General features: G+C 69.3%; 12 protein-coding genes and 1 tRNA gene. 7 read left to right on the top strand and 6 right to left on the bottom strand.

What is annotated here, in order from left to right; all coding sequences use genetic code 11:
- Nucleotides 1-311: 311 nt before the first annotated feature.
- The 3 genes from solA to OKW78_RS00405 all read left to right on the top strand — a co-directional run bounded on the left by solA (nucleotide 312) and on the right by OKW78_RS00405 (nucleotide 3,475).
- Nucleotides 312-1,448, top strand: coding sequence for an N-methyl-L-tryptophan oxidase (gene solA, locus OKW78_RS00415; protein ID WP_281193362.1), 1,137 nt, complete (start codon nucleotides 312-314; stop codon nucleotides 1,446-1,448).
- Nucleotides 1,449-1,554: 106 nt separating this feature from the next.
- A complete protein-coding gene (locus OKW78_RS00410) occupies nucleotides 1,555-2,238 on the top strand; it encodes an HAD-IA family hydrolase (protein WP_281193361.1) in 684 nt (227 codons plus the stop codon).
- 1 nt (nucleotide 2,239) lies between these two features.
- Nucleotides 2,240-3,475 carry a M20 family metallopeptidase gene (locus OKW78_RS00405; protein ID WP_281193360.1) on the top strand — a complete coding sequence of 412 codons (1,236 nt, stop codon included), beginning with the start codon at nucleotides 2,240-2,242 and terminating at the stop codon, nucleotides 3,473-3,475.
- 7 nt (nucleotides 3,476-3,482) lie between these two features.
- Here OKW78_RS00405 and OKW78_RS00400 read toward each other — a convergent pair whose 3' ends face one another.
- The 3 genes from OKW78_RS00400 to OKW78_RS00390 all read right to left on the bottom strand — a co-directional run bounded on the left by OKW78_RS00400 (nucleotide 3,483) and on the right by OKW78_RS00390 (nucleotide 5,535).
- Nucleotides 3,483-4,799: an ArgE/DapE family deacylase gene (locus OKW78_RS00400; RefSeq protein ID WP_281193359.1), complete on the bottom strand. Its 1,317-nt coding sequence runs from the start codon at nucleotides 4,797-4,799 to the stop codon at nucleotides 3,483-3,485.
- Between the two features lie 60 nt (nucleotides 4,800-4,859).
- The gene (locus tag OKW78_RS00395; protein ID WP_281193358.1) at nucleotides 4,860-5,129 is read right to left on the bottom strand and encodes a hypothetical protein; all 270 of its coding nucleotides are present in this window, start codon (nucleotides 5,127-5,129) and stop codon (nucleotides 4,860-4,862) included.
- 332 nt (nucleotides 5,130-5,461) lie between these two features.
- A tRNA-Tyr gene (locus OKW78_RS00390) sits at nucleotides 5,462-5,535 on the bottom strand.
- A gap of 142 nt (nucleotides 5,536-5,677) precedes the next feature.
- Here OKW78_RS00390 and OKW78_RS00385 point away from each other — a divergent pair.
- Both OKW78_RS00385 and OKW78_RS00380 read left to right on the top strand, forming a co-directional pair.
- Nucleotides 5,678-6,535, top strand: a complete 858-nt coding sequence (locus OKW78_RS00385; RefSeq protein WP_281193357.1) for a hypothetical protein — start codon at nucleotides 5,678-5,680, stop codon at nucleotides 6,533-6,535.
- A 67-nt stretch (nucleotides 6,536-6,602) separates the two neighbouring features.
- Complete coding sequence (locus OKW78_RS00380; RefSeq protein WP_281193356.1) at nucleotides 6,603-9,485, top strand: ATP-dependent helicase; 2,883 nt, start codon at nucleotides 6,603-6,605, stop codon at nucleotides 9,483-9,485.
- A gap of 82 nt (nucleotides 9,486-9,567) precedes the next feature.
- Here OKW78_RS00380 and OKW78_RS00375 read toward each other — a convergent pair whose 3' ends face one another.
- The gene (locus tag OKW78_RS00375; protein ID WP_122104610.1) at nucleotides 9,568-9,753 is read right to left on the bottom strand and encodes a hypothetical protein; all 186 of its coding nucleotides are present in this window, start codon (nucleotides 9,751-9,753) and stop codon (nucleotides 9,568-9,570) included.
- 68 nt (nucleotides 9,754-9,821) lie between these two features.
- The gene (locus tag OKW78_RS00370; RefSeq protein ID WP_281193355.1) at nucleotides 9,822-10,802 is read right to left on the bottom strand and encodes a formyltransferase family protein; all 981 of its coding nucleotides are present in this window, start codon (nucleotides 10,800-10,802) and stop codon (nucleotides 9,822-9,824) included.
- Between the two features lie 180 nt (nucleotides 10,803-10,982).
- On the opposite strand from OKW78_RS00370, the gene purS reads away from it, so the two are divergent.
- Together purS and purQ are read left to right on the top strand one after the other, a co-directional pair.
- A complete protein-coding gene (gene purS / locus OKW78_RS00365) occupies nucleotides 10,983-11,234 on the top strand; it encodes a phosphoribosylformylglycinamidine synthase subunit PurS (RefSeq protein WP_281193354.1) in 252 nt (83 codons plus the stop codon).
- On the top strand, nucleotides 11,231-11,908 hold the full coding sequence (gene purQ, locus OKW78_RS00360; protein WP_281193353.1) for a phosphoribosylformylglycinamidine synthase I: 678 nt from the start codon (nucleotides 11,231-11,233) through the stop codon (nucleotides 11,906-11,908). The genes purS and purQ overlap by 4 nt, the downstream gene beginning before the upstream one ends.
- A 37-nt stretch (nucleotides 11,909-11,945) precedes the next feature.
- Here purQ and OKW78_RS00355 read toward each other — a convergent pair whose 3' ends face one another.
- Nucleotides 11,946-12,410 (bottom strand): SHOCT domain-containing protein, encoded by a 465-nt coding sequence (locus OKW78_RS00355; RefSeq protein WP_281193352.1) that lies wholly within the window; start codon nucleotides 12,408-12,410, stop codon nucleotides 11,946-11,948.
- Between the last annotated feature and the right edge of the window lie 67 nt (nucleotides 12,411-12,477).

Here is a 12,477-nt window from a genome sequence, read left to right as displayed (position 1 = left end):
TCGTGCGACTCGTTGTGCTCCTCAGTCGTTCGCTACGCTCACTCTCTGCGGTGCTTACGTCGCCGAGCGTCGCCCTCACGACTGCCCCTTTGAGCCCCACCCAACCGCAACCGCCCCGCACAGCCCCGCACCTCACGCCTCCCCAGCCTCGTCGCTCGTTTCACTCGCGACTCCCTCGCGCGGGCCGGTTCGCGCCCCGGCGGGCGCTCACGGGCACGCGCCGACAGCAGTATCGATGTGAATCGACGTGAACCGATCGAACGGGACGAGTCGCCGAAGCGTTTTCCTCGCGGTCTCCGAAACGTGAGCCGATGACACCGGACGAGACCTACGAGGTGATCGTCGTCGGCGTGGGCGGGATGGGCAGCGCCGCCACCTACCACCTCGCGAAACGCGGCGTCGACGTCCTCGGGATCGAGCGGTACGACGTGCCACACGCCCACGGCTCCTCCCACGGCGAGTCCCGACTCCTGCGACTGCCACAGACCAAGGGCCACGAGTACGTGCCGCTCGTGAAGCGGGCACGGGACCGCTGGCTCGAGCTGGAGGACGAGATCGGATGGGAGCTGTTCGTCGAGACCGGAACGATCGGGATCGGGCCGCCAGACGGCGAGAAGATCGCCGACGCGACCGCGGCGTGTGACCGCCACGACGTCGAATACGAGACGCTGTCGGCCGCCGAGATCGAGGAGCGGTTCCCGGCGTACGACCTCCCGGAGGACTACGTGGGGATCTACCAGGACGACGGCGGCTTCCTCGCGAGCGAACGGGCGGTCACGGCACACGTCCGCCGCGCACAGGCACACGGCGGGACGGTCCACGCCCGCGAACGCGTGCTCGACTGGGAGGCCGTCGGCGACGGCGTGCGCGTGCGGACCGACCGGGGAACCTACGCCGCCGACCACCTCGTCGTCTCGTCGGGCGCGTGGGCCGCGAAACACCTGGACGTGCTCTCCGGGAGCCTGAACCCCGAACGACGGGTGATGATCTGGGTCCAGCCGGAGCGGGAGGAGCACTTCACGCCGGAGGCGTTCCCGGGATTCACGATACGGGTGCCCGAGGGGTCCTACTACGGGTTCCCGACCTACGAGCGACCGGGGTACAAGTTCGGACGGGAGCCCGAGACGCCCGAGGCGATCGACCCGGACGACTGGCGCACGGAGCCGACCCTCCAGGACGACGAGTTCCTCAGACGGTTGCCGGAGAACCACCTGCCGACCGGAAACGGACCGACCATGGGGATGTCCTCGTGTATCGTCACGGAGTCGGTCGACGGTCACTTCTACGTCGACACCCACCCCGACTACCCGCAGGTCTCGATCGCGGCCGGCTTCTCGGGGTCGGGATTCAAGTTCTGTAGCGTGATCGGCGAGTCGCTCGCCGACCTCACGACGACCGGGGACACCGACGTTCCGATCGGGAAGTTCCGGGTGGAGGGGCGGATCTGAGGCTGCCACGGGTTCGGCGATGCCCTCGGCCCCTCTCGACCTCCCTCGGCCCTTTCCGCCGCGGCGGACGTGGTTTTATGCCCGTCTGTGACCCGACCGTACAGTGATGACTCTGGACACGGACCGCGTCGAGACCGTCTTCGTCGACTCCTACAGCACGCTCGTCGACGAGCTGTCGACCGAGCGGGCGCTCCGAGAACACACCGACAACCCCGAGGCGATCGCGCGGATCTGGGACCTCCGAGGAAGCCTGTACGGTCTCACTTCGGCGGTGTTGGACGACTTCAGGCCGACGTGGGAACGCTACGAGACGTCGTTGGATTACGCGTTACAGGTGGCGGACGCGGACGTCACTCCCGACGAGCGGGAGGCGATCCTCGACACCGTGGGCGAGTTGGAGGTGTACGACGACGTCCGCGGCGGGCTCGAGCGCCTGCGGGAGGCCGGGTACGAGGTCTACCTGCTCTCGAACGGGGACCCGGACATGCTGGACGAGTTGGTCGCGCACGCGGGGATCGACGATCTGCTCGTCGACACGGTGAGCGCCGCCGACGCCGGCGCGTGTAAGCCGGACCGGAAGCTCTACCGACACGCCGCGAGCCGGGCCGACACGGCCGTCTCCGAGATCGTCCACGTCACCGCGTCGTGGTACGACATCCAGGGGGCACTCCACACCGGGATGCAGGGAGCCTGGATGAACCGAGCCGGCACCGAGTGGGAGGACTTCCTCCGCGAGCCGGACCTCGAGGTCGGGACGTTCGACGAGTTCGCTGACGAGCTGGGGGTGTGAGATGGCTTCCGACGCGGAACTCGAGACGCTGGGCGACGCGGTGGACGACCTCGCCGACGACGCGGTCGCGTTCCTCGAGGCGATGGTCCGAACGCCGAGCGTGAACCCGCCCGGCGACTACGCCGCGATCGTCGACCTCCTGACGACCGAGTACGAGGGGTACGGCTGGGACGTCGATATCGAGCGGGCACCCGCGGCGCTCGTGGACGAGCTCGACCTCCCGCACCCGCGGCCGAACGTCCTCGCGTACGCGACCCGCGGGACCGGCCCGACGATCGCGCTCAACGCCCACATCGACACGGTCCCCGTCGAGGCGTCCAACTGGACGTACGATCCCTTCGGCGCCACGGTCGAGGACGGTCGGATCTACGGCCGCGGCGCGCGCGACTCGAAGGGTCGGATCGCCGCCTACACGCTGGCGACGCGCGCGCTGGAGCAGAGCGGGCTGCTCCCCGAGGACGCCACGGTCGTACTCGCGCTGACGGCCGACGAGGAGACCGGCGGGGAGGCCGGCGCGGGCCACCTGGTCGAGAGCGGCGCGCTCGAGGCCGATTACGCGATCGTCGAGGGAAGCACCTACGCGGTCGAGTACGCCTCCTCCGGCGTGCTCACGCTCCGGGTCGACGTCGAGGGGGCGTCGGCGCACGCCGGGCTCGAACCCGAGGAGGGCGCCAACGCGGTGGTCGCGGCCGCACGGCTCGTCGAGTCGCTCGACGCACACGGCGACGACCTCGCGGACCGGGAGAGCGAGGTCCCCGGCGTCGGGAGCGCCACCTGTACGCCCTCGACGATCGAGGGTGGGGTCGAGACCAACGTCGTCCCGCCGGCCTGCTCGTTCACGGTCGACCGTCGGGTGCCGCCGGATCACGACGCCGCGGCCGCGGAACGGGAGGTCCGCGAGGTCGTCGCCGGGACGGACCTCCCGGCGGGAACGTCGGCGACGGTGACGGCGACGAGCCGGACGAAGGCGTTTCGATCGGACGCCGAGGACCCGCACGTCCGCGCGGTCGCAGCGAACGCGAACGGGGTGATAGGCGACGTACCCGTCCGCGGCACCCGGGGCGGCTCCGACGCCGGACACTTCCACGCCGGCGGGACGAAGGCCGTCAAGTTCGGGCCCGGCGGTCGAGACTCGAACGTCCACGGACCGGACGAGAACCTCGCGCTCGACCAACTGCGCGACGCCGCGGTCGTCGTCGCCGCGAGCGTTCGGGACATCGCGCGCGAGGGGAGGTGAGCGGTCGCTACTCCTCGACGCCGCACCACTCCATCGTCGTCAGCGCGAGGACCTGTGCGGTGTCGACGAGCGAGTCGACGTCGACGTACTCGTCGGTCCCGTGGCCGTTCCCGCCGCTCGGACCGACGCTCGGACAGGGAACGTCGTAGTAGCGGTTGTAGAACCGCTCGTCGTTCCCGCCCAACCCGCCGCGGTACTCCACCTCGCCGCCCGTGACCCGCTCCGTCTCCTCGCACACGAGTCCGAAGAAGTCGCTGTCGTAGTCGATCTCGTGGGGGTCCGTGCTCCAGCCGAACCACTCGATCTCCGGCGGGTGTTCCGCGAGCCAGTCGTCGTTCTCGGCGACCCGTCGGATCGTCTCCGTCACCTCCGCCCGCACGTCCTCACGCGTCTGTCCCGCGCTCGGCGGCCAGCCGATGCGATACTCCATCACGACCTCCCCGGGGACGGTCGAGGTCCACGACCCGGGGACGTGGATGTCGGTCAGGCTCAGGTTCGTGGTGCTCCCCTCGGCTTCGGCGTACTGGTTGATCGACGGCCCGTAGTCGTCGATCCGCTCGTTCCGCTCCTCGTGGAGCGCCTCGAGCGCCCGGTAGATCTCGTATCCCTTCCCGACGGCGTCGACTCCGAGGAACTTGTACGCGGTGTGGGCTGGCTTCCCGGGGACGGTCACGCGGAAGTACAACACGCCCGCGCTCGCGACGCCGACCGTGGGGACGCCCGACGGCTCCGGGATGATCGCGGCGTCGGGCCGGTATCCTCGCTCGAGCGCCGAGAGCACGCCGCCGACGCCGCCGGCCTCCTCCTCGATCGTCGTCTGGAGGGTCAAGTCGCCGCGCAGTTCGACGCCGAGTTCCCGAAGCGCGTCGTAGGCGGCCACGAACGCGGCGATCCCGCCCTTCATGTCGAACGTGCCGCGGCCGTACAGCCGCCCGTTCTCGAGGTGCGTCTCCCAGGGATCGTGTTCCCAGGCGTCGACCGGGTCCGGCGGCACGACGTCGACGTGTCCGCTGAGCGCGAGCGATCGGCCGTCTCCGGACCCGGGGTCGGTCGCGGCGACGTTCTCGCGTCCCTCGTAGCCGTACTCCTCGAACGGCGTCGTCTCGAAGAAGGCCGGATGACTCCGGAGCGCCTCGGCGTCCGGCTCCCAGGTGTCCACGTCGAGCCCGAACGCCTCGAACGTCTCGACCATCACGGCCTGCGCCGGCCCCTCCTCGCCCGGAAGCGATCGGGCGGCGACCAGCTCGGAGAGGAACGCGAGCGTCTCGTCGCGGTTCTCGGCGATGTGCTCACACACGGCCTCTCGTGTTCCGCGGTCAGTCATGGGTTCAACAACCGGGAACGCGCACTTAACTGTCCGGCTCGGCGAGGGTACTCGATCTCCTCACTCCGACTTTTCCGAGTCGGATCGCTCGCTTCGCTCGCAACCGCTCTCGGAAAAAGGTCGATGGAAAAACGTGAACTCGCTTCGCTCGTTCCGCATTCGAATCCTGCTCCCCACCGCCTCCTCGACGGCGAGTTCGGCGAGCGCTTCGCCGAACTTCAGGTCCGCCGAGGGCCGGTCGTCCTCCTCGGAGCGCCACTCCGAACCCGTCATAGCCCTCGGTAGGTCTGGTGGTGTTATAAATTTCCGCCGGTGGACGGAACTGACCATTACTGATCGCGCACCCGGCCGCCGCGTTCGTACTTCCCTCCTCGACGTTGAGCATCCGATCGCCCGACTACGAAGAGGTCGTTGGCACTGCCGTTCCACTCCGGTTTTCTCGCCCGTTTTCTGAAAACCCAGCCTACCAGACCAGGTCTTCTGAAGCCTCAGATCACTGATTCCGGAGTGTATCCGGAATCAACGGTGAATTTCAGTCCGCTATCCCTGAATTGAAACGCGTGAGACTCCCTCCGGTCGTCTCACTGTTCCCCACTCGCTACGCTCGCGGAGACGGGGGACAAGCCGATCTACCGTCGACTACGAATCGGCTTGAAAGGAAGTCCGCCCTCCCCGAATTGAACGGGGGACAAGCCGATCTACAGTCGGCTGCTCTACCAGGCTGAGCTAAGGGCGGTCACTGAATTCTACCCGCTGGATCCGACTTAAGGGTTCCCTTTCGATGCCGATACGGTCCGGGGAATGGCACACCTGAACCACCAGAGGGACGTCGACCACGGCGCGCCGTCGTTAAGTCGGTCGCGGCGGGAGCGGTACGTATGAGCGACGAGGGACCGGAGCGACAGGCCACGTTCGGAACCGACGGCAGCCTCGAGACCGACACCACGCCGGAGGCCACCGGCGAGAACGACTTCGGCGAGCGGAAGGCCGAAAACGAGACCGACGGGGGATACAGCCGGTACGCCGTCTCCAGCCTCCTCCAGAAGGCGGTCCGCCGCTCGGACGAGGAGGTCGCGGCCTGGGCTGCCTGGGAGCTCGCCCGCTCGGGATACGCCTGGAACCTCTGGGACCGGCTGAACCTCTACGTCGTCGAGGACCTCCGCGCCGGAAGCGACGTCGCCCTGCTCGTCGAGCGCTACGAGGAACTCGCCACCGAGCGCTGGGAACCCGACGCGTGGCGCGGCCGGCTGTGTGCCGTCCACGCGGCGCTCGCGGCCGCCCGCGCCCGATCGACCCGCGAGTCGTCGAACGCCGACGCCTACTTCTCCGCGGTCGCCGAGGAGCGGGCCGAGGCCTTCGAACGCGGCGAAAAGCCCGATCACGACTTCCCCGCCGGCGACCTCGAGGCCGGCGGCGAGTTCGACGTCGCCCTCGACGGCCACACCGGCGAGGGGGCCAAACGCGACCGCGGGACGCGGTTTTTCAAGCTTCGCGGCGCGCGGGTCGGCCCCGAGGGTGAAGACGAGACGAGCGCCCGCTGGCAGCGGCTCGCGATGGCGCTCGACGACGACGTCGTCTACTCGGCGGAAGAGCTTGATCACGCCGTCGCGCCGGTGGATCGAGACGATCCGTGGACGGAGCCCGAGGAGATCGGCGACGGTAACGGGGACGGAGAGTCGACCGACGGCGATGCCGACGAGGGTTCGGACGGGTCCCTGACCGACTTCTCGGGGTAGGTCCGCGGGAGGGATCCGAACCGAGCCCGTCACAACCGCTTTGGCTCCGTGGCCCCACGTTCGGTTCGTGACCGACAGCGCGGACGGGACGACCGGAGCCGCCGCCGAGGCGCGGGCGAGGCGGCTCCTTCGTGAGGTCGGGGCCGACCGCGACTGGTCGTTCGATCCCGAGACGGTCCCGATCCGCGACGCGGCCGTCCTCGAACACCTCTCGCCGGTAGTCAGCCGGTGGTGGGTCGAGACGTTCGGCGAGTACGTCGCTGAGAACGGCGGCCTCTTCACGCCGCCACAGCGCGGGGGGATCCCGCACGTCGCCGCCGGGCGGAACTGTCTCGTGGCCGCGCCGACGGGCAGCGGGAAGACGCTGGCAGCGTTCACCGCCGTCCTCGACGACCTCTTCGCGCGTGACCGTGCCAGCGACCTGGAGAACTCGGTGTACTGTCTGTACGTCTCGCCGCTCAAGTCGCTCGCGAACGACATCGAGCGAAACCTCGAGACGCCCCTCGCGGAGCTGACGGAACGGGTCGCAGCGAGCGACGACCGCGGCGACTCCGGCGACTCCGGCGACTTCGACGGCGACGCCGACCGCCACGGCGATCCGAACGTCCGCCAGGCGATCCGCCACGGCGACACCGACGAGGCGGACCGGCGGTCGATGCTCGAGGAGACGCCTCACGTCCTCAACACGACGCCCGAGACGCTGGCGATCCTGCTCAACTCGCCGAAGTTCAAGGAGAAGCTGCGGACCGTCGAGTACGTGATCGTCGACGAGATCCACTCGCTGGCGGGGAACAAACGCGGGACCCACCTCTCCCTTTCGCTCGAACGCCTGGAGGAGCTCGCCGACGGCTCGCCGACCCGGATCGGCTGTTCGGCGACGGTGGACCCGCTGGAGGGGATCGCGGAGTTCCTGGTCGGGCGCGAGCGGGTCGCCGGCGAGGTCGGCGATCCCGACGGGTTCGTTCCCCGCGAGTACGAGGTCGTCGACGCGCGGTTCGGCAGGGAGTTCGACCTCGAGCTTCGAACCCCGAGCGCGGACCTCGTCCACACGCCGCGGTCGGTCGTCACCGACCGGTTCTACGGGGACCTCCGCGAGCTGATCGAGGGTCACGAGAACACGCTGGTGTTCACGAACTCCCGGTCCGGCGCGGAGCGGGTTCTCAAGGAGCTCAGGGAACGGTTCGAGTACGACGAGTCGAACTCCGGCTGCCATCACGGGAGCATCGGGGGAGCCCAGCGGGTCCGGATCGAGGAGGGGTTGAAGTCGGGCGACCTCGACGTGGTCACCACCTCGACGAGCCTCGAACTCGGCATCGACATGCCCCACCTCGATCTCGTCGTCCAGGTCGGGTCGCCGAAGTCGGTCGCCGCCCTCCTCCAGCGGGTCGGCCGGGCGGGTCACAGCCCGGGCGAGACCGTCGAGGGGCGAGTGTTCGCGCTCGACCGCGACGAGCTGGTGGAGTGTGCGGCCACGGTCGCCCGCGCGGAGTCGGGTTTCGTCGACCGGATAACCGTTCCCGAGAACGCCGCGGACGTCGCCGCCCAACACGTGTACGGGATGGCGATAAACCGGATCCGGCCGGACCGGGAGGTTCGGGAGATCCTCCGTCGAGCGTGGCCGTACCGCGACTTCGACGCGGACCGCTACGAGTCGCTTTTGCGGTACCTCACCGCCGACTACGAGGGGCTGACGGAGCGGAACGTCTACCCGAAGGTGTGGCGGGACGCGAACGATCCGCCAGACGGCGAACACCACCACGAGGGGCACCCGGTCGGCGAGACGCTCGTCGGCAAGCGCGGCCGGCTCGCTCGAGTCATCTACATGACCAACGTCGGGACCATTCCCGACTCGTTCAGCTGTGCCGTGTACACCCGCGAGGACGAGCGGGTCGGGACCCTCGACGAGACGTACCTCGACACGATCGGGCCCGGCGACGTGTTCGCGCTCGGCGGCGAGCGGTTCGCGTTCCGCTACCGCCGCGGGTCGAAGGTGTACGTCGACCGGACGACGGAGCGGGCGACGGTCCCCACCTGGTACGCCGAGCGGCTTCCGCTGTCGTCCGACCTCTCCCGCGAGGTGCTCACGTTCCGAGCGGAGCTCCTCGATCGACTGGAGGACGGCGGCCCGCCGGCGGTTCGCACGTGGCTGCGCGACCACTCCCTCGACGAGAACGCGATCCGAGCGATCGCGCGGACCTACGACGAACAGGTCCGGTACGCCGGCGTCGAGAGCGTCTCGACGCCCTCGCGGATCGTCGTCGAGGAGGAACTCGACCGGGAGGCGTACAAGCGCCGGTTCTACGTCCACACGCTGTACGGGCGGCGGTTCAACGACGGCCTGTCCCGGCTGGTCGCCGCCGAGTGTTCGAGTCGGACCGACGCCGACGTCGTCCGCGCGGTCGACGACGACGGTTTCAGCCTCGCCGTCCCGCTGAACCGCAAGGTCGACGTGGCGGGCGTCCTCCGCGGGCTCGATCCGGAGACCGTTCGTGAGGACCTCCGCGACGCGCTCGAGGGGACCGACCGCCTGAAACGGACCTTCCGGATCGTCGCCGGTCGGGCACTCATGGTGCTGAAACGCTACAAGGGCCGCGAGAAGACGGCCGCCCAACAGCAGCTGTCGGCGGAGATGCTGCTGCCGTTCGTGACCGGTCTCGAGGGGTTCGCCGTCCTCGAGGAGACCTATCGCGAGCTCCTCGAGGACGACCTCGATGCGGCGGGGATCCGCGAGGTCCTCGAGGGGATCGACGGCGGGCGGATCCGGGTCGTCCACCACACGACGGAGTCGCCGACGCCGCTCTCGTTCGGACTGGCGACGCTCGTCGACTCCGACTTGGTGATCGCGGACGACGAGTCGACGGCGCTCCGGGAGTACCACGCCCACGTGACGGAGGCGATCGACGGGAGTAGCGTTGACGGGAACGATGGTGACCGAAGCGACGTTCGGTAGCGGAAGCGACGTTGACGGTACGACCTCGACGACGCCGAAAGGTTCGAGGACTGATCGATGGCGAGGCCGGACGGAGCGCCGTTCACGCGGGTCGGACGAGGTCGGGCAGGACGTCCGGAAGCCCCTCCAGGATCGTCACGGAGTAGTAGACCAGGACGGCGAGTACGACCATCGACAGGAGCAGCAGGAAGACCACGATCACGCGGTCGTCGCTCCGGATGGTTGCCCGGGCGTCGGCCCCGATCGGTCGGTCGTCACGTCCGCACATTCGGTGGCTCTAGGCGCGAGTTCGGATAAAAACGTCGTGGTCGCTCGATCGGGGCCGGACGCCGCCGCTTAGTCGGACCCGGGCGTCGGCGGGTCCGGGCGTGTCAGCGGCTCGCCGTCGACCGGCTCGTCCGGGTTCGCCTCGCTCGCGGCCGCGGGGAGGCCGAGATCCGGGTCCGCCTCCGTTCCCTCTCGCACGTGGACGGTACCGCGGTGGACCGCGATCGCGTCCGCCAGGTGAAGCCGGACCGCCTCCAGCAACACCTCGGCCTCGAGGGGTTGCCCCCGGCGTTTGATCTCCTCGACGCTCGCGCCGTCGGGCACGTCGAAGGCGCGCTGGGCGATGACCGGACCCTGGTCGAGGTCGGTCGTCACGTAGTGGGAGGTGACGCCCGCGATCCGAACGCCGGCGTCCTTCGCCTGCCGATACGCCTCCGCGCCGGGGAAGGCGGGCAGGAGGGAGGGGTGGACGTTGATTATCCGGCCCTCGTAGCGGAAGACGACCTCCGGCGAGAGGATCCGCATGTAGCGGGCCAACGCGATCAGGTCCACGTCGTACTCGGCCAGGAGATCGAGCAGTCGCCCCTCGTCGGTGTTGCCGCTCCCGTCGCCGACGTCGTAGAAGGGCTTGTCGTAGCGCTCGGCAAGCGATCGAAGGTCGCCGCGGTTGCCGATCACGACCGGGATCTCGGCCTCGCCGTCCTCGGCGAGTTCGCCGTTCGCCTCCGCCTCCAGCATCGCCTCGGGGACGTGGGTCTCCTTCGTGACGAGCAGCGCGACCCGCCTCGCGCCCCGGTCGCTCGGGAACCGCACCTGGATGTCGACGTCGAGGTCGCGGCCGAGCTCGGCGAGCGCGCGCCGGAGCTCGCCGCGGGAGGTCGTCATCTCCGCGGTGTCGACCCGCGTGGTCATCCGGAAGACGCCGTCGCGGACCGCCTGGTCGAGCCCCTCGATGTTGATCCCCCGCTCGAACAGCAGGGAGGTGACCCGGGCGATGAGTCCCGTCTCGTCTCCTCCGACGACCGTGATCTCGGTCAGTTCGCGGGTCATGCGCCGATCACCTCCGCCGGTTCGAACGATGGCATACACCTCCACCAGACCCCGGAGGGCTTTGCCCCTTTCGTTCCGTTCCGTCCGTGATCCCCGACGATCGACCGAAATAGATCCACGTACGTGTATAGACGAGTCGTTCCAAAACGGTTTTTACACACGAACCCGCACCTTCGGACGATGACCGAATTCACCGCGACCGTGACGGTCCGGCTGAAGCGGGGGGTGCTCGACCCGGAGGCCGAGACGACGAAAAAGGCGCTCGAACGTCTCGGGTTCGAGCTCTCCGCGCTCCGCTCGGCGGACCGGTTCGAGCTCGACCTCGAGGCCGCCGACGCCGAGGAGGCCGAGACGCGCGCCGACGAGATGGCCGAGCGGCTGCTCGCGAACCCCACGATCCACGACTACGACGTCGCGGTCGCGGAGCGATGACGGTTTCAGTCGTCCAGTTCGGCGGCTCGAACTGCGACCGCGACGCGGTCCGCGCCCTCCGACACCTCGGGATCGACGCCGAGCGCCGGTGGCACGAGGACGGCCTCCCGGCGGATCCCGACGGGATCGTCCTCCCGGGTGGCTTCTCGTACGGCGACTACCTTCGAGCGGGCGCGATGGCCGCTCGCGCACCGATCATGGCGGAGGTCCGCGAGGCGGCCGAGGCGGGGATTCCCGTCCTCGGCGTCTGTAACGGCGCACAGATCGGCTCCGAATCCGGGCTCACCCCCGGCGCGTTCACGACCAACGCCTCCGCGCGGTTCCAGTGTGAACCCGTCCACCTCCGCGTCGAGCGCGCGGACACGCCCTGGACCGCCGCCTACGACGAGGGCGACGTCATCGAGGTCCCGATCGCCCACGGCGAGGGACGCTTCGAGATCGAGGCGGACGCCCACGAGGAGCTCGTCGCCGACGACCGCGTCCTCTTCCGGTACTGCGACGAGGCCGGCAACGCCACCGACGAGGCGAACCCGAACGGTTCGACCGACAACGTCGCCGGCGTCCTCGGCGAGCACGAGACGGTCGCGGTGTTGATGCCCCACCCGGAGCGCGCGACGCTGCCCGACGTGGCGACGAGCACCGACGGCGCGGGGGTCCTCGAGGCGTTCTCGTAGCGGTCGCCCGGCAGTCGCCGACTCGAGGTCTACACGCTCACCGCGATTCGGTCGTTTCGGACGCCTCAACCGTCGATCGATCCACCATCCCGTCGACGGACTCCTCCTCGAGTTCCCGCTCCAGCGCCCGCTCGAACTCCGCCTCGGTGAGCTCGCCCGCCGTGTACCGGCGCTGTATCCGGGCGATCGGGTCGGTTCGGTCCGGCGTGTCGGCCGAGCCGTCCGCCGGTTCGTGTTCGTCGTCGTCCGCAAGCGCGCGCATGCCGACGTAGCCCAACGCGAGGACTGCCACGAGCGGGAACAGGAGGAACGGGAGGAACGCGAGTCCCATTCCACCCATCATTCCCATGCTACCGGCCGTTCTCCCCGCACCCATGCCGCCCATCCCGCCGACGGTGCTCGACGCCGGGATCCCGACCAGTAGCGACGAGAGCAGGAACCCAGCGAGCGCGACGACGACGACGAGGACCGCGACGCGTGCGGGTCGGTCGATCGTGCCCATGTGTGGAGGTCCGCCGGCATCGGATATATACGATCGCGTCCGATCCCGCGGTCGTGGAATTCGAACG

The sequence above is a fragment of the Halorubrum sp. F4 genome (assembly GCF_027257195.1).
In the GTDB taxonomy this organism is placed as follows: domain Archaea; phylum Halobacteriota; class Halobacteria; order Halobacteriales; family Haloferacaceae; genus Halorubrum.
Note: the sequence above shows the minus strand (reverse complement) of the source record. Positions and strands in the feature narration are given on the sequence as shown.

Excerpts from the sequence above, each read along its gene's own strand:
- solA (WP_281193362.1), top strand. The coding sequence starts at position 312 with ATGACACCGGACGAGACCTACGAGGTGATCGTCGTCGGCGTGGGCGGG.
- OKW78_RS00355 (WP_281193352.1), bottom strand. The coding sequence starts at position 12,410 with ATGGGCACGATCGACCGACCCGCACGCGTCGCGGTCCTCGTCGTCGTC.
- OKW78_RS00395 (WP_281193358.1), bottom strand. The coding sequence starts at position 5,129 with ATGGTCAGTTCCGTCCACCGGCGGAAATTTATAACACCACCAGACCTA.
- OKW78_RS00410 (WP_281193361.1), top strand. The coding sequence starts at position 1,555 with ATGACTCTGGACACGGACCGCGTCGAGACCGTCTTCGTCGACTCCTAC.
- OKW78_RS00375 (WP_122104610.1), bottom strand. The coding sequence starts at position 9,753 with ATGTGCGGACGTGACGACCGACCGATCGGGGCCGACGCCCGGGCAACC.
- purS (WP_281193354.1), top strand. The coding sequence starts at position 10,983 with ATGACCGAATTCACCGCGACCGTGACGGTCCGGCTGAAGCGGGGGGTG.
- OKW78_RS00400 (WP_281193359.1), bottom strand. The coding sequence starts at position 4,799 with ATGACTGACCGCGGAACACGAGAGGCCGTGTGTGAGCACATCGCCGAG.
- OKW78_RS00405 (WP_281193360.1), top strand. The coding sequence starts at position 2,240 with ATGGCTTCCGACGCGGAACTCGAGACGCTGGGCGACGCGGTGGACGAC.
- purQ (WP_281193353.1), top strand. The coding sequence starts at position 11,231 with ATGACGGTTTCAGTCGTCCAGTTCGGCGGCTCGAACTGCGACCGCGAC.
- OKW78_RS00385 (WP_281193357.1), top strand. The coding sequence starts at position 5,678 with ATGAGCGACGAGGGACCGGAGCGACAGGCCACGTTCGGAACCGACGGC.
- OKW78_RS00370 (WP_281193355.1), bottom strand. The coding sequence starts at position 10,802 with ATGACCCGCGAACTGACCGAGATCACGGTCGTCGGAGGAGACGAGACG.